General features: G+C 68.7%; 18 protein-coding genes. 11 read left to right on the top strand and 7 right to left on the bottom strand.

The annotated features are described in order from the left end of the window. Positions 1-5: 5 nt before the first annotated feature. On the top strand, positions 6-806 hold the full coding sequence (locus BLR41_RS14655) for an IclR family transcriptional regulator domain-containing protein (RefSeq protein ID WP_092628965.1): 801 nt from the start codon (positions 6-8) through the stop codon (positions 804-806). Between the two features lie 10 nt (positions 807-816). Here the strand turns inward: BLR41_RS14655 and BLR41_RS14650 are convergent, their stop codons facing one another. Continuing rightward, a complete protein-coding gene (locus BLR41_RS14650; protein WP_092628964.1) occupies positions 817-1,791 on the bottom strand; it encodes a zinc-dependent alcohol dehydrogenase in 975 nt (324 codons plus the stop codon). Positions 1,792-1,988: 197 nt separating this feature from the next. On the opposite strand from BLR41_RS14650, the gene shiA reads away from it, so the two are divergent. Continuing rightward, entirely contained in the window at positions 1,989-3,326 is a 1,338-nt protein-coding gene (gene shiA / locus BLR41_RS14645; RefSeq protein ID WP_092628962.1) for a shikimate transporter, read from the top strand. A gap of 275 nt (positions 3,327-3,601) precedes the next feature. Here the strand turns inward: shiA and BLR41_RS14640 are convergent, their stop codons facing one another. The 3 genes from BLR41_RS14640 to BLR41_RS14630 all read right to left on the bottom strand — a co-directional run bounded on the left by BLR41_RS14640 (position 3,602) and on the right by BLR41_RS14630 (position 5,541). After that, positions 3,602-3,802 carry a hypothetical protein gene (locus BLR41_RS14640; protein WP_092628961.1) on the bottom strand — a complete coding sequence of 67 codons (201 nt, stop codon included), beginning with the start codon at positions 3,800-3,802 and terminating at the stop codon, positions 3,602-3,604. 208 nt (positions 3,803-4,010) lie between these two features. Further along, positions 4,011-4,265, bottom strand: coding sequence for a hypothetical protein (locus BLR41_RS14635; protein ID WP_092628960.1), 255 nt, complete (start codon positions 4,263-4,265; stop codon positions 4,011-4,013). 199 nt (positions 4,266-4,464) lie between these two features. Continuing rightward, a complete protein-coding gene (locus BLR41_RS14630; protein ID WP_092628958.1) occupies positions 4,465-5,541 on the bottom strand; it encodes a GDSL-type esterase/lipase family protein in 1,077 nt (358 codons plus the stop codon). Positions 5,542-6,131: 590 nt separating this feature from the next. Here BLR41_RS14630 and purU point away from each other — a divergent pair. The 3 genes from purU to BLR41_RS14615 all read left to right on the top strand — a co-directional run bounded on the left by purU (position 6,132) and on the right by BLR41_RS14615 (position 9,431). Next, positions 6,132-7,028, top strand: coding sequence for a formyltetrahydrofolate deformylase (gene purU, locus BLR41_RS14625; RefSeq protein WP_092629226.1), 897 nt, complete (start codon positions 6,132-6,134; stop codon positions 7,026-7,028). A gap of 83 nt (positions 7,029-7,111) precedes the next feature. Next, complete coding sequence (locus BLR41_RS14620; protein ID WP_092628957.1) at positions 7,112-8,278, top strand: vWA domain-containing protein; 1,167 nt, start codon at positions 7,112-7,114, stop codon at positions 8,276-8,278. After that, the gene (locus tag BLR41_RS14615; RefSeq protein ID WP_092629224.1) at positions 8,271-9,431 is read left to right on the top strand and encodes an XdhC family protein; all 1,161 of its coding nucleotides are present in this window, start codon (positions 8,271-8,273) and stop codon (positions 9,429-9,431) included. Before BLR41_RS14620 ends, BLR41_RS14615 begins: the two co-directional genes overlap by 8 nt. Positions 9,432-9,536: 105 nt before the next feature. Here BLR41_RS14615 and lexA read toward each other — a convergent pair whose 3' ends face one another. Then, positions 9,537-10,190, bottom strand: a complete 654-nt coding sequence (gene lexA / locus BLR41_RS14610; protein ID WP_092628956.1) for a transcriptional repressor LexA — start codon at positions 10,188-10,190, stop codon at positions 9,537-9,539. A gap of 234 nt (positions 10,191-10,424) precedes the next feature. On the opposite strand from lexA, the gene BLR41_RS14605 reads away from it, so the two are divergent. The 6 genes from BLR41_RS14605 to BLR41_RS14580 all read left to right on the top strand — a co-directional run bounded on the left by BLR41_RS14605 (position 10,425) and on the right by BLR41_RS14580 (position 17,053). Next, positions 10,425-10,877 carry a helix-turn-helix domain-containing protein gene (locus BLR41_RS14605; protein ID WP_092629223.1) on the top strand — a complete coding sequence of 151 codons (453 nt, stop codon included), beginning with the start codon at positions 10,425-10,427 and terminating at the stop codon, positions 10,875-10,877. Next, on the top strand, positions 10,878-11,429 hold the full coding sequence (locus BLR41_RS14600; protein ID WP_092628954.1) for a PIN domain-containing protein: 552 nt from the start codon (positions 10,878-10,880) through the stop codon (positions 11,427-11,429). It begins immediately after the preceding gene. 637 nt (positions 11,430-12,066) lie between these two features. Next, a complete protein-coding gene (locus BLR41_RS14595; RefSeq protein ID WP_092628953.1) occupies positions 12,067-12,630 on the top strand; it encodes a (2Fe-2S)-binding protein in 564 nt (187 codons plus the stop codon). Beyond that, complete coding sequence (locus BLR41_RS14590) at positions 12,627-15,095, top strand: xanthine dehydrogenase family protein molybdopterin-binding subunit (protein WP_092628952.1); 2,469 nt, start codon at positions 12,627-12,629, stop codon at positions 15,093-15,095. Before BLR41_RS14595 ends, BLR41_RS14590 begins: the two co-directional genes overlap by 4 nt. After that, positions 15,092-15,946, top strand: coding sequence for an FAD binding domain-containing protein (locus BLR41_RS14585; protein WP_092628951.1), 855 nt, complete (start codon positions 15,092-15,094; stop codon positions 15,944-15,946). The genes BLR41_RS14590 and BLR41_RS14585 overlap by 4 nt, the downstream gene beginning before the upstream one ends. Before the next feature lie 123 nt (positions 15,947-16,069). Further along, positions 16,070-17,053, top strand: a complete 984-nt coding sequence (locus BLR41_RS14580) for an SRPBCC family protein (RefSeq protein WP_092628950.1) — start codon at positions 16,070-16,072, stop codon at positions 17,051-17,053. A 131-nt stretch (positions 17,054-17,184) separates the two neighbouring features. Here the strand turns inward: BLR41_RS14580 and BLR41_RS14575 are convergent, their stop codons facing one another. Further along, positions 17,185-18,546, bottom strand: coding sequence for an SPFH domain-containing protein (locus BLR41_RS14575; protein WP_092628948.1), 1,362 nt, complete (start codon positions 18,544-18,546; stop codon positions 17,185-17,187). Continuing rightward, positions 18,546-20,375: an SPFH domain-containing protein gene (locus BLR41_RS14570; protein WP_245694242.1), complete on the bottom strand. Its 1,830-nt coding sequence runs from the start codon at positions 20,373-20,375 to the stop codon at positions 18,546-18,548. The genes BLR41_RS14575 and BLR41_RS14570 overlap by 1 nt, the downstream gene beginning before the upstream one ends. Positions 20,376-20,535 lie beyond the last annotated feature (160 nt).

The raw sequence follows: 20,535 nt of genomic DNA, 5'->3' as shown, positions 1-20,535 counted from the left end.
CGGGTGTGGCCGAACCGGTGGTGAACGGACGCGAGGAGTACGGGCCGCATTTCGTGCAGTCCGTCGCGCGGGTGCTCGCGGTCATTCGGACGTTCGATGCGGAACGTCCCGTTCAGACCCTCGGTGAGGTTTCGCGGGAGACCGGCCTCGATCGAGCTACGGCGCGTCGGCTGTTGCTCACGCTCGCCGATCTCGGCTATGTCTCGTCCGACGGTCGCACGTTCGAGCTCACCCCTCGGGTGCTCGATCTCGGGTACTCCTACCTGTCGAGCCTGGCTCTTCCGGAACTGGCGCAGCCGCATTTGCGGTGGCTCGCGCGGGAGCTGAACGAGACCGCCGCGCTGGCTGTGCTCGAGGGCAACGAGATCGTCTACGTCGCGCTGGTGCCGAGTACCCGGCTGGCCGCCGTGAAGATCGACGTCGGCACGCGCTTCGACGCGTACGCGACCTCGATGGGGCGGGTGTTGTTGGCCGGACTGCCCGAAGCCGAGCTCGAGGAGCGTCTCGCGTACCTGCACCTGGAACGGAAGACCAGCCGCACCGTCGGTGACGTGGACACGCTGCGCGCCGAGATCGAGAAGGCCCGAGCACAGGGGTGGGCACTGGTCGATTCGGAGATCGAGGAGGGGCTGCGTGGTGCGGCCGCGCCGGTGCGCGACCGCGCGGGGCGCGTCGTGGCCGCGGCCAACGTATCGGTGCATGCCGGACGGACCACGCCGGAGCTCGTCGAACGGGACTACGTTCCCATGATCCTGCGCACCGTTCGGCTCATCGAGGCCGACCTGGTCAGCTCGGCGGCTGGGTGAAGCGGTGGGCTCAGGCGGCGCCATCGATGTTGACCCACACCTTTCCCGAGGTCGCGGCGACGGCGTCGAATGCCGCGGCCGTGTCCGCGAGACCGAACTCCGCGCCCAGTACACGGCGCGGGGCCAACCCGCCGAGGGCGTCGATGGTGTCGGCGAAGTCGTCGGGATGGTCGTAGATCAGGGAACCGACCAGCGACAGTTGCCGGTTCACCACGTGCCGCTCGCTGAGCCCGAGCGGTTCGCCACCCATCCCGATGAGCGTGACGGTCGCGCCCGCCACCGCGTGCCGTAAGGCCGTTCCGAGGGCCGAAGGTACTCCGGAGGTCTCGAAGACGTGGTCCACGTGCCCGTCGGCCCGCTCGATGGGGAGCGCGCCCAGCGAGAGTGCCAGCTCGTGCCTGCCCGGATGCGGTTCCTGCACGAACGGTGTGATGCCCGCGGCGACCAGCCAGACGCAGAGGAACAGGCCCTGCGAGCCGGCACCCACGACCAGGCATCGGTCGTCGGTGGTGACTCCCGAACGTCGCACGGCCGAGCGTGCCACGGTCAGCGGCTCGGCGCAGACGAGGTCGCGAACGTTCACGTGATCAGCCGCCGGGTGGACGAACTCGGCCGGTGCTGCGACGTACTCGGACAGTACCCCCGGAGTGCCGAGTCCGACCGCGATGCGATCGGAGCATCCCGAGGTGAACCCGCTCTTGCACTCGCGGCAGCGTAGGCAGCAGTAGTTCGGTTCGAGCGCGACCCGTCTGCCGAGGTGGCTGTTGTCGACGGAATCTCCGACGGCCACGATCTCGCCGACCCCTTCGTGACCGAGTACCCAGGGGTGTCGGGGAGCTGTTCGCTCGCCCCGGACCACTCCCATGTCCGTGCCGCAGAGGCCGACCCCGAGCATGCGGAGGACGACGTCCTCCGTGCCGCAGTTCGGCTCCGCGGTGTCGATAAGCCCGATGTTTCCCGGCTCGAGCAACGCAGCTGCCTTCATGTCCCACTCCTGTGCGCATTGCGCTCACTTGTGCGTATGACGACTAGTGTAGCGAAAATACGCGTCCGTGCATACTGCTGCTGAGATTTGTCGGCTCTGCTGAATTCGTCTTCATCTCTTGACGAGCGGTTATGGGCAGTTAACCATCTATGCAACAAACGCACGGAAGTGCGTTATATGCACAGCAGGAGGTTCATATGACGGGTACGGCGGAGCGGCCGAACCGGGGCAACCAGACCCGAGCGGCCTTCGGTGCCTTCATCGGGGCGGTTGTCGAGTGGTACGACTTCCTCGTCTACGGGATCGTCGCCGCGATCGTGTTCAACGAGGCTTTCTTCCCCGGCGTCAGTCCGGTGGCGGGTACGCTGGCCGCTTTCGCCACGTTCGGCGTCGGGTTCGTCTTCCGCCCGCTGGGGAGTGTCGTTTTCGGCCACTTCGGCGACAAGGTCGGACGCACCCGCACCCTCGTCTGGACAGTCTCGATCATGGGTGCCGCCACCGCGCTGATCGGCGTGCTGCCCACCTACGATGGCATCGGCTGGCTCGCGCCGTTGCTGCTGGTGCTCCTTCGCGCCCTGCAGGGAATCGCGGTCGGTGGTGAGTGGAGCGGTGCGGCGCTCATGTCCGTGGAGCACGCCCCACGCAAGCTGCGGGCCTTCTACAGCAGCGGTGTCCAGGTGGGGTATTCGGTGGCGCTGATCGTCGCCACGGGCCTGGTCGGCCTCCTGCAGGCAGTCCTCAGCGCCACCGCGTTCCAGACCTGGGGATGGCGCGTGCCGTTCCTGCTCAGCGCGGTGCTGGTGGCAGTGGCGCTGTGGATCCGGGCCGGGGTGCCGGAGAGCGAGGAGTTCACCGAGAACGTCGCCAAGCGGACCGACCGGGGCCGCAAGCTCCCCGTGCTCGACGCGCTGCGCAAGCACCCGGCCGCGTTCTTCCAGATCTTCGGCATGCGGCTCGGTGAGCTGCTCACGATGTACATCGTCACGACCTTCGCCCTGTCGTACGCCACCGAACAGCACGACTTCAGCTCCGGGTTCATGCTCAACATCGGCCTCGTGGTGGGTGCCATCGGTATCGCGACCATCCCGCTGTACGCGTGGTTGTCGGATCGGTTCGGGCGCAAGCCGGTCTTCCTGTTCGGCGCCGGGGCGGGCGCCGTCGCCACCGTGCCGTACTTCCTCGCGATCGAGTCCGGCTCCCTGATTCTGCTCCTGATCACCTCGGTGATCCTGGTCAACGTCGCTCACGACATGATCGTCTGCGTACAGCAGCCGCTGTTCACCGAGATGTTCGGCGCCGAGCACCGCTACAGCGGTGCCGGGATGGGCTACCAGGTCGCGAGCGCGATCGCGGGCGGGTTCACCCCGTTCATCGCGACCGCCTTGGTCGCTCTCGGCGACGGCGGGTGGTACTGGGTGGCGCTGTATCTCGGGCTGGGTTGCGCGGTCTCCGGGATCGTGGCACTCACCCTGCGCGGTGGGCACAGCGGCGAGCAGCCCACGACGGAAAGTGAACCGGCCGTCCAGCACGCCTGAATCCTCGCGCCCGACGGGAGACGATCGAAGGCGCGGAGCCGGCACCGGTCATGGCCGGGGTGGTGGCGATTTCGCGCGAAATCGCCACCACCTTCACGGCGTTCCGCCGTGCGGGAAGGCCGTCACCGGCAGGCCGGGCGGTCGCAGGTCGAACCTCCTCCGGCAGCACGGGGCGGGAGTCAGTTCGTACGGGGCTTTCAGGTCTCGGGCGCCCCGCGAGCCAAGCGGTCCACGAGTCCGGGGCGGGAACCGGAGTTGTGCCCGACATCGCGGACTCAGCGGGTCTTCTGCACGCTCAGCCAGAGCGTCAGGAAACAGAAGCCGAACACCAGGAACGGGCCTATGACGGTCGCGTAATTCCGCGGGGTGAGAATGTGCAGAATTCCCATCGCCAGCGCCACGCCGAAAAAGAGGAAAGCCGCCGCGCTGGACCAGATCCTGGTCGTCTTCTCGGAATTTCCCGTCGGGTCGGACACGGTGGGTCAGTGTAACAGCGGGATCGGAGTGAACCACCGCGTGCCGTACCGGCGATGAATTGATTCAGTAGTCCGGCGGCGGGACTCGGCGTCCCCATCGCTTTCCCGGAGTCCGGCACAACGAATTCGTAACGCGTCGGAAATCGCGACGGTGCCGGTCGGCGATCCCGGCGACACCGCCGTGTTTCGGACGTGTTTTTCGATCCGGTTATTCCGTTGCGGTCCCTTCCGGATCGAGCACGGTTTTCCAGGCCGCTTCCTGCGGCTCGGTCATTCCGCCGATCACGAACTCGCCGTCCTCGTTGAAGATCGGTCCTCCCGCCTGGGCGGTCGCCGCGGCGTGCGCGAGCGTGGCGTGCGCCTGGGCATAGGCCACGTAGGTGCGTTCCTTGTCCTGGTCGTGCTGCTCCGGTGCTTCGGCCAGCAGGCGTTGCGCGGTCTTGAAGTGTTCGGGCCCAGTCATACCGGCAACCCTGCCAGACCGGGATCCGGCATGACGCGGGCGTGTGCCACGGGCAAGCAAGCGCTTGTGCCCACCGGCGGGAACGAGTTCCCCCTGTTGCCGGGATCCCGGTTGGCGGTGCCTCTCGTGAGGTGGAGGCCCCGCCAACCGAGTCATCCCGCTCGCCGAATCACCCCGCCAACCCGTCGGGAATGATCGCTCAGTACAGTTCCCGTGCCTCGACGGCCCGGGCCATGGCCGCCAACCCGGCGTCGTTCGGATGCACGTGGTCACCCGTGTCGTAGCGAGGCGCCAGCCTGCTCGGATGCCCCGGATCCCGCACCGCGGCGTCGAAGTCCACCACGGCGTCGAACGCTCCGGACTCGCGGATCCACTCGTTGACGGCAAGCCGATCGGCCTCACCCGCGGCGTTGTAGCGCGGTGCGCCCTCGAACGGTGTGATCGTTCCGCCCACGACGCGGATACCGGCCTCGTGCGCCCGGGCGATCAGTTGTTCGTAGACGCCGATGAGTTCGCGCGGTTCCGGACGTCGCAGCAGCCGGTCCGCGACCACGTCCGGGTAGCGGTGGTTGGCGTCGACCGTCGACTTCACGCCGTCGGTGATCGAGTCGCCGAAGAACACCACCGAACCCGCCGAACGGCTGCGGACGTCGATGCCGTCCAGGAAGTAGCGTGCCGTGCCGATGGGCTCGTAGCTCCTCCCCGAACCGTTCGTGGCGTCGCCCGGCGCGAGGAAGGTGGTCGACCTGCCTTCGTAGTGCACCGAGGCCCGCCCGGTGGATTCGGGAAGATGCAGGCTGACCACGAGGTCGCTGTTGTCGGCCACCTCCAGTTCGACCGGGTCCGAGACCCACTCCGCGCCCGCCGGAACCGTGGTGGCGGACCGACCGTCGAACGTCACCGGCACCGCGGCCGCGGGGTCGATGCTCGGGGTTCCCCGGCCACCCCGGCGCGGGGTCACCGTCACCGCTCCCACGGACAGTGGTTTCGTGCCGTGGACGTTCGTCAGGCGCAGCCGGAACCGGTCACCGCCCACCGACAGGTGCACGACCTGGCGCAGCGTCTGATTTTCGAAGTGCTGGGTCTCCGGGCGGCTGTCCGGCGGAGTCACGGCCGCGGCCCAGGAGCCCACCCACTCCGCGCCACCCGCGTGCGGAGGACGTCGGTGGTCGGACGCCGAGGAGGGCGTGACCAGCAGCAGAGTGGTGGTTGCTGCCGCGAGGAGGTACCAGAATCCCCTGCGGGGCGTCGTTCCTCCGGAACCGGTGTTGTGCAAGACGACCTACCTCGGCAGTGGTAGTTGGGGCACGAGCCACTTTTGAATCGTTTCAATCGAAACCTATTCCCACGATGTCCGGCGGGCAATACTCCGGGTGGTGGTACCGGGGCCCGACGTGACGCCAGTGCCCGGGCGGCCTCCCGCGCGAAGTGCGGCCGGGCTTCGCGCGGGGTGATTCCGGCGCCGCCAGTGCCGCGCGGTCCGCGTGTGACCACGCTCGTGCCGGCCGGCAACCGGCTCGCCGAACCGGACACCGAGGGGAGCGGGGGGCGGGGTGCGGCAACGACTGAGAAGCAGCAACGACTGAGAGCCGGTTCTCCCGCTCGCGCGAGGCGGTTCGCCGCGCTGTGCCGCCCGGACTCCGCGATCGACACGGGCGCGAGCGTCATCGGAAGTACGGGCTCTCGTCGCCCGCTCCGATCTCCCGCTGCCGAGCCGAGCCGGTTCCGGCACAATCCGGCACGGAAACCACCACGCGCCCCGCCACGGCGGGATCGAGGCGCGCGGATCGGGTCGAACTGGTGACCACATCGGACCGGACACCGAGTTCCGGCGGAGGGAAAGCCCACTTGACGACCGAACCGGCGATGTCGGCTACGCCCGCCTCGCCCCAGAACCACGCACTGGCGGAGAACCACGCATCGCTGATCGTGCAGGGCCAGGACCGCACCGGTATCGTCGCCGCGGTCAGCGCGGTACTGAGCGGGCACGGCGCGAACATCGTCTCGTTGGACCAGTACTCCGACGATCCGCAGGGCGGTGCGTTCTACCAGCGCACGGTGTTCAGCCTCGACAATCTCAAGGCCGTGCTGCCCACGATCGAGCGGGAGCTGGAAAGCGAACTGGCCAAGGGGTTCGACCTCGACTTCACCCTCCGCGACATGTCGGTGCCCAACCGCGTCGCGATCTTCGCCTCCAGAGAGGACCACTGCCTGCTCGATCTGCTGTGGCGGCACCGCCGGGGTCAGCTGCCGGTGACCATCTCGATGGTCGTGTCCAACCACACCGACACCGCCGACGAAGTGCGCTCCTTCGGCATCCCCTTCGTGCACGTGCCCACGGGTGAGATGGGCAGAGCCGCCGCCGAGGCCGAACACCTGCGGCTGCTGCGGGGCAACGTGGACTTCGTCGTGCTGGCCCGGTACATGCGGATCCTGTCCGGCGAGTTCATCGCGAGCCTGGGGGTGCCGATCATCAACATCCACCACTCGTTCCTGCCCGCCTTCATCGGGGCGACCCCCTACGCCAAGGCCAAGGAACGCGGGGTCAAACTCGTCGGGGCGACCGCCCACTACGTGACCGAGGACCTCGACGAGGGGCCCATCATCGAGCAGGACGTGGTGCGGGTGACCCACGCCGACACCGTCGCCGACATCCGGCGTCGCGGTGCCGACGTGGAGCGCACCGTGCTTTCCCGCGCGGTGCGGTGGCACAGCGAGGACCGCGTGATCCGCACCGACAACAGCACCATCGTCTTCGCCTGATCGAGGTTCCCGAACGTCGGGGCCTGCCCCCGCGCGGCGCCGGAACCGGGCCGTGATCGCCGCGCGAGGTGCACAATGTGGCTATGCGCGAGGCGGAGCACACCCTCGAAGGGCTCGTCGGATTCGCCCGTGCGCTGCGTCATTCCGGAATGCGGTGTGGCCCGGCGCGGGTGCGTTCCTTCCTGGACGCCACCGAGCACGTCGACTTCGCCGACCGTGATCAGCTGTACTGGGCGGGCAGACTGACGCTGTGTTCGGACCCCGAGGACCTGCCCCGTTTCGACGCGGCGTTCCACGCCTGGTTCGGCAGGCTGGTCGAGTCCACCGAACTCCGGCAGGAGCAGCGCAGCCAGGTGCGTTCCCGTGCGCTGCCGTTGGGTGGCGAGGAGCCGGAGTCGGCCGAGTCGACGGAGGTCGAACAGCTCGCGGCCGCCGGGGACGTGGAAGTGCTGCACCACCGTGACCTGGCCGAACTCGGCGAGGAGGAGCGCGCCCACCTGCGGCGGATGATCTCCTGGCTGGATCCGCGTCCGCCGCGTCGTCCCGCGCTGCGTTGGCGCCGGGCACGCGACGGACGACTCGACCCGGGCGCGACCATGCGGGCCATGATCCGCACCGGTGGGGAACCGGTGCGCCTGGTGCGGCGGAAACGCGGTGATCGGCCACGCAAGGTCGTGCTGTTGCTCGACGTCTCGGGCTCGATGAGTCCCTACGCCGACGCGCTGCTGCGCTTCGCGCACGTGGTGGTGCGGGCGGCGCCCGCCAGCACCGAGGTTTTCACCCTCGGCACCAGGCTGACCCGGGTGACCAGGCAGCTGCGGCAACGCGATCCGGAGTTCGCGCTGACCGAGGCAGGCCGGGCGGTGCCGGACTTCTCCGGCGGCACGCGACTGGGAAGCACGCTGCGCGCGTTCCTGGACCGGTGGGGACAGCGCGGGGCCGCTCGGCAGGCGGTGGTGGTGCTGTTCTCGGACGGCTGGGAGCGCGGGGACACCGCCGAGCTCGCCGAGCAGATGATCAGGCTGCGTAGGCTGGCACACGCGGTGTTGTGGGCCAATCCGCACGCGGGCCACGACGGCTACGCCCCCGTGCAGTCCGGCATAGCGGCGGCGCTGCCGCATGTGGACGGGCTCGTCGCCGGGCACAGCCTCGCCGCGCTGCGGGAGCTGTGGCAGCGGGTGCGAAGTTGTTCGGAGTCGGCCACCGCGGGCCGTCCCGCAGGCGATTTCGTGGAGGTGAGTGGTGCGTGACGTACTCGGTGCGCTCCGACGGCACTGGGAGTCCGGGAACTCCGTGGGGGTGGGCACCGTCGTGGCGACCTTTTCCTCGGCGCCGCGCGCGCCCGGCGCGGCCATGCTGGTCGACGGGAGCGGCGAGGTCGCGGGCAGCGTTTCCGGCGGCTGCGTGGAAGGCGCGGTCTACGAAACGGCCGGTTCGGTGCTGGCCGGTGATCCGCCGACGCTGTCCCGCTACGGCGTCAGTGACGACGACGCGTTCGCGGTGGGGTTGACCTGCGGCGGCATCATCGACGTCTTCGTGGAACGCGTGGATCGCGAGACCTTTCCCCGCTTCGATGTGCTCGCCGACTCGGTGGCGGCGGGTGAGCCGGTGGCCGTGGCGACCGTGATCGAGGCACCGGACGAGTCCCGCGTGGGCGGGCGGGTCCTGGTGTGGCACGAGCGCAGCGAGGGCGAGCTGGGCTCGGACCGGCTCGACGACGCGGTGGTCGACGACGCCAGGGGGATGCTGGCCACGGGCCGAACCGGGGTGTTGGAGTACGGCCCGGACGGGCAACGGCGCGGCGAGGGGCTGCGGGTGTTCGTCAACTCGTTCGAACCGCCACCCCGGATGCTGGTGTTCGGGGCCATCGACTTCGCGGCCGCCATGACCAGGGTGGGAGCTTTCCTGGGGTACCGGGTGACCGTGTGCGACGCCCGACCGGTGTTCGCCACCTCCAGCAGGTTTCCCGACGCGCACGAGGTCGTGGTGGACTGGCCGCACCGCTACCTGGAGACCGAGGCCCGGGCGGGCAGGTTGGATTCCCGCACCGCGGTGCTGGTGCTCACCCACGACCCGAAGTTCGACGTGCCGGTGCTGCGTGTCGCGCTGCGGCAGCCGTTGGCCTACGTCGGGGCGATGGGCTCGCGACGTACCCACCGCGACCGGCTCGAAAGGCTGCGTACCGAAGGGGTGACCGACTCCGAACTGGCCGCGTTGTCCTCGCCGCTGGGGCTGGACCTGGGAGCGCGCACCCCGGAGGAGACCGCCGTGTCCATCTCGGCCGAGCTGATCGCCTCCCGGTGGGGCGGAACCGGGCAGCGCCTCTCCCGGCTGGAGGGGGCCATCCACCACGAGCCGGAGCTTCCCGAGCTGTCCGAACGATCCCGGGCCGCCGAGCAGTAGGAGTCCGTGGGGACTGCCGGGCCCCTGCGGTCCTGCCGAGGTCGTGGGGGCAGCCGGATTCGCAGCCCCGGTGGGCCGCCCGAGGTCCGGCAGCACCGGTCGGCTCTAGACGCTGCGCAGCACCGACACCACGATGCCGAGAATCACTGCGTCGTCGCCGTCGATCACCTCGTGGAGCGGATTGCGCGGTTCGAGCAGCACGTGGCCGCCACGGCGGCGATAGACCTTGACCGTGGCCTCCTCGTCGAGCATCGCAGCGACGATCTGACCCGAGTGCGCCTCGGGCTGCTGCCGCACCACGACCACGTCGTCGTGGTTGATCCCGGCGTCGATCATCGAGTCGCCCCGGACCCGCAGCGCGAACACGGTGCCGCGCGCGGCGAACTCCCGGGGCAGCGTGAGTACGTCGGCCACGTGCTCCTCAGCGGTGATCGGGGTGCCCGCGGCGATGTCGCCGACCACCGGGACGCTTACCCGATCGCCGCCCGGCTCCCTCGTCGAGGAGTCCCCCAGGAACATGCGCACGTCGATCGGTCGCGAGACCGTGGTGCCGCGCCGCAGGAAGCCCTTCCACTCCAGGTTCGCCAGGTGTTTCGAGACCGAGGAGGACGACCGCAGGCCCACGGCGTCACCGATCTCGCGCGTGCTCGGTGAGTACCCGTGTTCGACCACCCAGTCCCGGATCGCCGCCAGGATGCGCCGCTGACGTGGTGGCAGGGTGGAGGTGTCCGGATGATCGAGATCGTCGTAGGTGGTCACGGGCGTAGATGGTAGATGCGTGCCTCGTGGATTCGATCACCGGTGTGTCGGGGCGGTCTCGGGGCGGAGCCCCGTCACTCAGCCGTGTGAAGGGGAGTGCGAAGGGGTTTCGGCGCGGGGTGGTGTGGCGTCGATTTCGCGCGAAATCGTCGGGAAGGAGGGAAATGTCGTTGCGTTTGTTTCGTTTGTTGCGGATAATACGGCTGTATCGAGCGCAGGAAGGGTGTGATCGTGATGTCGCAGTCGATGCTCGACTCCGTGCAGCCGAGTGAGGCCGACCGTGAAACGGCGGTGGCGGCGTTACCGCGGGTACGCCACTACCTGAACACGCACGATCACTCCACCGTGCGACTAACGGCCGACGGATTCGAGCGGGAAGACCTGGTCGTGCCGCGTTCAGCGGTGAGACTCTTCGAACGGATCCTCGCCTACATGGCAGCGGGCGCCGGCACCTCGATTGTTCCGACGAACGAGGAACTCACCACTCAGGAGGCCGCGAATCTGCTCAACGTGTCCAGGCCGCATCTGATCGGGTTGTTGGAAGCCGGGAAGATCGACTATCGCATGGTCGGTACCCATCGTCGGGTGAACGTCGAGTCGTTGTTGGAGTACATGCGCCGTGATGACCACGACCGGCGCTCGGCGGCCGATGAGCTCACCCAACTGAGCCAGGACATGGGAGTGTGAGTGTCCTTCGTCGTTGTCTACGACGCGAACGTGCTCTACGGCAGTGTGCCGCGGGATCTGCTGATTCGAGTCGCGCAAAGCGGGATGGTTCAGGCCAAATGGACGCATACGATTCTTGACGAGGTGTTCGACAGCCTCATGATCAATCGGCCCGAATTGAATCGTGAGAGACTTTCGCGCACCAGGCAGCTGATGATCGAGTCTGTTCGCGACTGCCTGATCGAGGACTACGAACCTCTGGTCGAGGTTGTCGAACTGCCCGACAAGAACGCTCGGCACGTGCTGGCTGCGGCCATCAAAGCTCGCGCCCAGGTGATCGTGACGAACAACCTCGGTGATTTCCCTTCGGATGTACTGGCGAGGTGGGATATCGAGCCCAAGACAGCCGACGCTTTCCTTGCCGATCAGGTCCGTCTCGACAAGGCCAAGGTTTTCGGAGCGATCCAGCGTATGGCCGATGCCTACCGGAATCCGCCCATGACCACCGACGACCTGATTCGTAGGCTCGACGAGCAGGGTCTGGTGGAAACGGTGGCGGCACTGCGGATCTGAACTCACCAGGGCTGGGGGAGCTCGTTCGATCACCGGTGTGTGGGGGCGGTCTCGGGGCGGAGCCCCGTCACTCAGCCGTGTGAAGGGGAGTGCGAAGGGGGTTCGGCGCGGGGTGGTGTGGCGTCGATTTCGCGCGAAATCGTCGGGTCCGGCGAGCTGGGCCGGAGGGGCGGGCGCTGTGCGTCGTCCGGGTGTTCGAGGCGCGGAGGCGCCTCCTGATCGTCTGTTGACCAGCTCTTCCCGGGTGTCTCACCTGATCGTGGCGCGTAAATCGTGTGTCGCTGCCCCGGTGCGATGCGTGTTGTTCGGGATCATTGCGGGGAGTCGCAAGGGGGTTGCCTCGCCGCTGTGGGCGTAGCAGCCTCGAAAGTGTGACAGCAGTCACTGCCGAGGGGTGCTTTCGCGGTGGTTCGGTTGCTCGGGCCGCTCGGCCGAAGCGGGCCGGGTGCTACCCCGTGCGCGGGGGAGCGTGCGTGGGAGTGGCGGCTAGTGGAGGGCGCCGCCACGGTTCGCCGACCGTTGGTTCTCGCGCGGCGAAGCGTTCCCACTACCGTGGGCCGAACCGCTCGAAGGGGCCTCGAGGCGTCGTCCCCATGCATGTCCGCACCATGCGGGCAGGCTCCGTGAAGGAGGCCCGATGCCGCGCATAACCGTCGAGGTCGACGGAACCACCTATACCGACGAGGTACAGGCCAGAACGCTGCTCGTGCAGTACCTGCGTGATCAGCTCGGCAAGGTCGGCACCGTCGTCGGTTGTGACACAAGCAACTGTGGTGCCTGCACGGTCCATATGGACGGGCACAGCGTGAAGTCCTGCTCGGTGCTGGCCGTGCAGGCCGACGGGCACGAGGTGACCACCGTCGAGTCCCTGTCCCACGACGGGCAGCTGCACCCGATGCAGCGGGCGTTCCACGACAACCACGCCCTGCAGTGCGGTTTCTGCACGCCGGGAATGATCATGCAGGCATTGGACCTGCTCGCCGAGAATCCCGAGCCCGACGACGAGCAGATCCGCGAGGGGCTGGAGGGCAACCTCTGCCGCTGCACCGGCTACCAGAACATCGTGCGCGCCGTGCGCGATGCCTCCCAGCAGATGCGGGCGGGTGCGGGCCCCGCGATGGAACACTCCGGCGAGGCCCCGGCCCCGCGAACCTCGACCGAACAGACCACCCAACAGCGGGTAGCCGGAGGACAGTCATGACCGCGACACCGGTTAGTCCCACCGAGTCGGAACTCGGCCGTTCCCGCAAGCGCAAGGAAGACGCACGCCTGGTCACCGGCAGGACACGCTGGACGGACAACATGACCGTCCCGGGGATGCTGCACATGGCGGTGCTGCGCAGCCCGGTCGCGCACGCCCGAATCACCTCGGTCGACACCTCCGAAGCGCGGCGCATGCCCGGCGTGCAGGCCGTGGTGACCGGTTCCGACATCGCACAACGACAGGGCAGCCTGCCGTGCGCTTGGCCGGTCACCGCGGACATGAAGGCTCCGCCCGCCCCCGCCATGGCGGTGGACACCGTCAACTTCGCGGGCGAGGCGGTGGCCATGGTCGCCGCGCGCAGCGCCGCCGAGGCACGCGACGCGCTCGACGCCATCGACATCGACTACGAGGACCTCGACGTGGTGCTCGACATCGAGTCGGCCGCCCGGGACGACTCGCCGCTGGTGCACCAGGACCTCGGCACCAACCGCAACGCCACGTGGACCTTCGACTCGGCCGAGGCCGGGACCGGCGGTGACGTGGACGCGGCGCTGCGTGAGGCCGACATCAGGCTGGACCGAACCTTCCGGCAGCAGCGGCTGATCCCGGCCTTCATGGAACCCCGCTCGGTGCTGGCCGATCCGACCGGCGAGCAGTACACGATGTACTCGGCCACCCAGGTTCCGCACATCCTGCGCACCATGCTGGCCATGACGCTGGGAACACCCGAGCAGAAGATCCGGGTGATCGCCCCCGACGTCGGTGGTGGATTCGGCGGCAAACTCCAGGTCACGCCCGAGGAGATCCTGGCCTTCCTGCTCGCCGAGCAGCTCGGGCGGCCGGTCAAGTGGACCGAGTCCCGCTCGGAGACCATGGTGGCGGGTCACCACGGGCGCGACCAGGTGCAGCGACTCTCGCTGGCGGCGCGCTCGGACGGCACCGTCACCGGTCTCGACGTGAAGCTGCTCGCCGACATGGGTGCCTACCTGCGGCTGGTCACACCGGGGATTCCCATACTCGGCGCGCTGATGTTCAACGCGATCTACAAGTTCCCGGCCTACCGGTTCAGCTGCACCAACGTGTTCACCAACAAGACGCCCACCGACGCCTACCGCGGCGCGGGACGTCCGGAGGCGACCTTCGCCATCGAGCGCATGATGGACGAACTCGCGGCGGAACTCGACATGGATCCGATGGAGATCCGTCGCAGGAACTGGATCGGCCACGACGAGTTCCCGTACACCACCGTCGCGGGGCTGACCTACGACTCGGGCAACTACGAGGTCGCCACCGACCGCGCGATGGAGATGTTCGGCTATCAGCAGCTGCGCGACGAGCAGCTGCGACGCAGGCAGTCCGACGACACCGTCCAGCTGGGTATCGGGATCTCCACCTTCACCGAGATGTGCGGGCTGGCTCCCTCCCGGGTGCTGGGGTCGTTGTCCTACGGCGCGGGTGGCTGGGAGAACTCCCAGGTCCGCGTGTTGCCCACCGGCAAGGTCGAGGTGGTCACCGGGACCTCACCACACGGGCAGAGCCACGTGACCTCGTGGAGCCAGATCGTCGCCGATCGGCTGGGCGTGCCGTTCGACGACGTGGAGGTGCTGCACGGGGACACCCAGAGCTCACCGCGCGGGCTGGACACCTACGGGTCCCGTTCGCTCACGGTGGGCGGTATCGCCGCCGTGCACGCCGCCGACAAGGTGATCGACAAGGCCAGGCGGATCGCGGCGCACCTGCTGGAGTGCTCCGAGGACGACCTCGACTTCTCCGACGGCAGGTTCGCCGTGCGGGGCACGGACAAGGGCGTGGCGATCACCGACGTGGCGCTGGCCGCGTTCACCGCCCACGACCTGCCGGAGGGGGTGGAGCCCAATCTGGACGCGGAGGCGAACTTCGACCCGGAGAACTTCTCGTTCCCGCACGGCACGCACCTCTGTGCCGTGGAGGTGGACACCGGGACCGGTGGGGTGCGGATCAGGTCGTACGTGTGCGTGGACGACGTGGGCAGCGTGGTCAACCCGATGATCGTGGAGGGGCAGGTACACGGTGGTCTCGCGCAGGGGATCGCCCAGGCCCTGTACGAGGAGGCCGTCTACGACGACGACGGCACGCTGACCACGGCCACACTCGCCGACTACCTGGTGCCCTCGGCGGTGGACCTTCCGGAGTTCCACACCGACCGCACCGAGACCGACGCCACCTCGAACCCGCTGGGTGTGAAGGGGGTCGGTGAGGCGGGCACCATCGCCTCGACGCCGGCGGTGGTCAACGCCGTGGTCGACGCGCTCCGCCACTACGGGGTGAACGACGTGCAGATGCCGTGCTCGCCGCAGCGGGTCTGGCGGGCGCTGGCCGGTGTGCGAGCCGGTTCCTCGACCGGTTCGGAATCCGGCGGCGGACTCGGATCGATCGACAGCGGTGGCGGTTTCGCGACCGGAGCGAGTGGAGGTGCACGGTGATTCCAGCCGAGTTCGAGTACGTGGCGCCGTCCACGGTGGAGGAAGCGGTACGGACGCTGGACCGGGCCGGCGACGACGCCAAGGTGCTGGCGGGCGGGCAGAGCCTGTTGCCGGTGCTGCGGATGCGGATGGCCGATCCCGGTCTGGTCGTCGACATCGGCGGGATTCCCGAGACGAAGGGGGTCCGCGAGGACGGTGACGCGCTGGTGATCGGGGCGATGACCAGCCATCACGAGGTGATGCGTTCCGACCTGGTGCGACAGCACGCCGAACTGGTGGCGTTGGCCACCCGCACGGTGGCCGATCCCCAGGTGCGCCACCGCGGCACCTTCGGCGGTTCGTTGGCCCACGCGGACCCGGCGGGCGATCTGCCCGCGCCCGTGCTGGCCATGGACGCGGAGATGGTGGTCGTCGGGCCGAGTGGCAGGCGAACCGTGCCCGCCGCCGAGTTCTTCGTGGACTACTTCACCACCGCGCTGCAGGCCAACGAAGTACTGGTCGAGGTGCGGCTGCCCAAGTACACGGGTTGGCGGGCGCACTACGAGAAGTTCAACCGGGTCGCCCAGGCGTGGTCGATCGTGGGAGTGGCGGCCACCCTGCTGGTGCGGGACGGAACCGTGGCGCAGGCACGGGTGGGCCTTACGAACATGGGGGCCACGCCGGTGCGGGCACGCGGAGTGGAGCAGGCCCTGCTCGGCTCCCCGCCGAGCGGGGAGGCGATCCGGCAAGCGGCCGCGCATGCCACGGAAGGCACCCAGGCTGGGAGTGACGCCAGCGCGGAGGCCGACTACCGCGAACATCTCGCAGAGGTACTGACCGGCAGGGCGCTGGCCACAGCGGCCGGTGGATAGGCGCACCCGTTCGGTTCGACGTGGGGGCTCCGGATCCCGGTACCCGAGCCCCCACGGTTCGGCACCCTCCCGGCGCGCGGCCCCAACGGTTCGTAACCGGAAGTGATACGAGTAGGAGGAGCAGTGCGACTCGAACACGAATTCACCGTCCCGGTTCCGGCCGATGTCGCGTGGCCGGTGTTGCTCGATCCCGAGCAGGTGGCCCCCTGCATGCCGGGAGCCACCCTGAAGAGCGCCGAGGGCGAGGAGTTCGCCGGCTCGGTGAAGGTGAAGCTGGGGCCGGTGTCGCTGATGTACAAGGGCAACGGCAGTTTCACCGAGGTCGATCACGAGGAGCGCCGCGCCGTCATCGAGGCGAGCGGCAAGGATTCACGTGGCAACGGTACGGCTTCGGCGAGCGTCACCGCCCGGCTCGCTTCGGAGGGAACGAGCACGAGGGTGCACGTGGGCACCGAGCTGAAGGTAACCGGCAAACCCGCACAGCTGGGCCGCGGGCTGATCTCCGATGTCGCGCAGAAGCTCATCGACCAGTTCGCGGAGTGCCTGGCGGGCAGGCTCACCGGCGGCGAATCGGTGGCGGCAGCGGGGCAGGAACCACTCGCCGGGCAGGAACCAGCCACGGGGAAGGAGACGGTCACCGGCGAGAGCGCCGCGCAGCAGGGCACCCAGGGAACGAGCACGACGGCGAGCTCCTCGGAGACCCCGCGCGACCAGGGCGCGGGGCAGCCCGGTGCTTCCGCCTCGGCCGGCCCTGTCGGAAACGGTTCCGGTCCCGCCGCGTCGAACGACGGCGACCGAAGCACGGCGAGTCCCGCCTCCGGTCCCTCCACCGGGGAAACGAGCGGCGGTGCCTCCGCACCGGCCGGGAGCGGCCCCGGCTGGAAGGTCACCGAGGTGGAGAGCGGGGAGAGCTCCCGCTCCACCGCCCGGTTATCGGCGGTGCACCCCGGCGCCACGGGAGGGTCGTCCACTTCGAACGATGCCGTGGACCTGCTGGGCACGGCCGGTATGCCGGTGTTGAAGCGGGTCGCTCCGCTGGTCGCCGGGCTGGCTGCGTTGACCGTGTTGTTCGTCCTGCTCCGCAGGAGGGCCCGCCGTGCGGAGTGAACGGGGTGCGCACCCGTCGAGCTGTCGGTCCGTGGGGGGGGGCTTCCGCCGCGGGCCGGGTTCGGCCGGGCCGCCCGGAACATCCGGAGGCACCCGACCGAACCGACCAGTCATCGCTGGTTTCCGAGGCCCTACTGGTGGCCGGAGCCGTCCTCGCCGAGCAGTGAGTCCGCGATGCCGTTGGCGGTGCCGAGGGCACGCATCGCCTCGTCCGCATAGCTCTCGCCCCGGCCGCTCTCGGAACCCGAGCCCTGGTGGGAGTAGCCGTTCGTGAACGCCTCCGAAGTCAGCTTCGGCAGCAGCTGCGACAGCAGCAGGGTGGACAGTCCCGACTGCTCACCCCCACCACCACGCACGACCACGGGACGCGGTGCCCGCTCGGCGAGCCTGGCGCCCACCTCCAGCCTGCGTCGAGCCAGTTCGTAGTGCAGCACCGCGCGGTTGTCGCGGTAGGACTGGCCAAGCCGCTGCCGGGACTTCGCCTCGTTCTGCGCCTCGGTCAGCGTCGCCCTGCCGCGCGCCTCGATCTCCCACTGCGCCCGCTGCGCCTCGGTCTCCTGCTCCTCCAGCTGCCTGGCGACATCGCGTCGAGCCTGGTTGCGGGCCGCTTTCACCTCGACCAGCTTGGCGTCGCGGGTCTTCTTGGCGCGCTCGATCTCCATCAGCAGGTTGTCGATCCGCCGCTTGCGGGTCAGTTCCCACTCCCGTTCGTAGGCACTGAGCTCCTTGGCGACCCGCTCCCGGGTGGCGAGGTGCTGCTGGTACTGGTCCGGCAGCTGCACGTCCGGGATGTTGGCGCCGAGGATGCTGACCCCGTACTTGTTGAGCTGCCGGTTCAGCGTCGCCTGCATGTCCTCGACGTCGCTGCCGCGCAGCTCGTAGGCCTCCTCGGTGTGCACCTGCCTGCCGCGCTGCCGGATCGCGTCCTGCACCGCGCTGGACAGCACCACGTCGAAGTTGCCCGCCCCGATGGTGCGCACGAAGTCGATCGGATTGTCGATGCGGAACTTCAGGAAGAACTCGATCGCCTTCAGCGGCACGTCCTCGGAGGTGGGGCAGGCCGCGACGGGTGCGTTGTACGGGATCTCGGTGGTGGTGTCGACGACGAACTCCACCTTGTCCCAGGGCCACCACAGGTAGTGCCGACCGGGGGAGAGGGTTCCGGTGAACGCGCCGTAGCGACTGCGAATACCGGTGGTGCCCTGCTCGATCTCCACGATCGAAGCACGCCACAGCGCGATCGCGGCGAGTACCAGCGCCACGGCGGCGGCGCTCCCCGTGGCCACGGCGACCAGGCCGCCGCTGAACACCGCAGTGCCCGCGAGGTAGAGCGCCACGAACAGCAGCGCGAGCCAGCCGACGCTCCGGCCGTCCTTCGGGATCACCACGGGGACGAGTCTGCCCTCGTCACCACCGCGAATGAGCTCACGGACCTTCGACCACGGCGCGACCACATCGGTGATCTTGGAAAAACCGCGTTGTTGGGTGGACATCACAGCTCACCTGCCTGCTGTTGTTCGCCGCTCCCGTTGTCGCCGCTTCCGGCGTCGCCACCCAGAGCCTCGCGGCCAGGAGTCTCGCCGCCCGGAGTCTCGTCGGTGGTCGTCCCGGCGGTGCCGTTCGGATCCGCTCCGGGCGCGGGGGGCGCCGGAGCGTCCTCCCCAGTGGTGGGAAGCGCGGTATCGGTCTCCGTCCCGTCGGAGCCGGTCGTGCCGGGCTCCCCGAGCCCGGACTCCGGGGTTTCGGTGCCGGCGACCTCGATGTCGGCGGTTTCGGACTCCGCGCCGGGGAATTCCGACTCCGTGGCCTCCGTTCCGGGTGACTCGGTGTGCCCACCCGCCGCCAGCAGTTGCTCGATCTCGGCCTCACGGCCGCTGATGCGTTCCCGGATCGCTGCCGTGCGCTCCCGGATCGCTGCCACATCCGATTCGGACAGTCCCGCCGCGCCCTCGTGGTTGCCGAGCATCCGCCGCGCCGCGGCCGGGTAGTCGAGGTCCTCCTGGTCCCCGAGCGAGACGAGTACCGGCAGGTGCTCGGCCAGGCTCTCCAGCTTGTCCAGCACGTCCTTCTCGTAGTGGTATTCCAGGATCTCCGGATTGTTCGCGGCGCTCACCGCGCGAATGTCCAGCGCCTGCGCCTCCAGCAGCGCGGAGTTGGCGTTGGCGGTGCTCTCGGCCTCCACGAAGCGCTGTCGAGCCTGTGCCTTGGCGCGGTTGGTCTCGCGTTCCAGTGCGGTGTCCATCTGCGCCTGGTAACTGGCGATCTCGGCCCTGATCCCGGACAGGCTCTCGTTCATCGAGGCCAGTTCCTTGTTCAGATCCCCCTCGTCCTGTTCCTTGCGCAGGCTGAGCTCGTACTCGTAGGTGTATGCGTCCTTGGCCATCCGCACCATCTCCGGAGCCGCGAGGTCGGCCCGGTACTGCTGGCTCGACGGCTCGGCGTGGGTGATGTTGGCGCTGGTCAGCCGTACGGCGGGCAGGAACTGCTCGTTCAGGCTGTCCAGCAGTTCCTGGGTGCTCTCCCCGACGAGGTCGTAGATGTCCTCCGCCCGCTGTTGGTAGATCAGACTCCGGGTGACCTCGCTGACGGCGTTGGTCAGCTTGTCGGAGAAACCGGAGACGGCACCGAGCGCGAACATGAACTGCGTCGGGTCCTCGATGCGGAACTGCAGGAACAGATCCACCGAGGCCTTGATGCCACCTCGAGTGGGCGCCTCGCTGATGGGGGCGTTGAACGGGTACTCCCGCGTGGTGTTCAGCACGTAGCTGACCTTCTTGCGGGGATCGAGCAGCACCGTTCGGCCCGGTCCCACGGTGCGGTCGAGCTTGCTGAACTTGGTGATCATCGCCTGGCACCCCTCCGGCACCATGACGACGCTGCGCCGTGCCCAGAGCAGCACGGCCAGGATCACCAGCAGCGTCCAGATCTGCGGACCGAACCAGGCTGTTCCCACGCCGGTCGACCGGGTCGCCACCAGGCCGAGCACCGCCAGGAAGGCCAGCCCCAGCACCGGGATCGCGAGGGCGGTGATCGCGTTGCGCTTGGGGATCACGACGGGGCAGATCACATTGACCCACTCCCCGCCGTCACCCCGTTCCAGGGTGGTGTTGCTGACGATCGCACCGATCTCCTCCATCGATGCGCTCTGCTGGTCTATCCGGGTACCCGCCGAGCTGCCCTGTTCCCGCGCGGAGAGGAAGTCGCCCGGGTCGATCGCGAACCCGTCGTCGCCGCGCTCGGCGGCCTCACCGACCGTTTCGGACGGATCCTGCCCCTCACTCACCGCGGACATGGCTCGACGCCCGGCCGCTGCGATGGTCATGCGCCTCGCTCCTTTTAGAGCTCATTGTCGAAAAACCGGTTCGAACGATCGCCGACCATCGCGGGTCGGGCCGCTCCAGCGGGACCACGAATCGTTTCGAACGGCCCGTTCACGGCCCCGGAACCGTCCACACCCACAACTCGCGACAGCGATGTTCGGG

It is taken from the genome of Actinopolyspora mzabensis, assembly GCF_900101095.1.
GTDB lineage: Bacteria > Actinomycetota > Actinomycetes > Mycobacteriales > Pseudonocardiaceae > Actinopolyspora > Actinopolyspora mzabensis.
The sequence above is the reverse complement of the archived record's forward strand: the minus strand, read 5'-3'. Positions and strand labels throughout refer to the sequence as shown.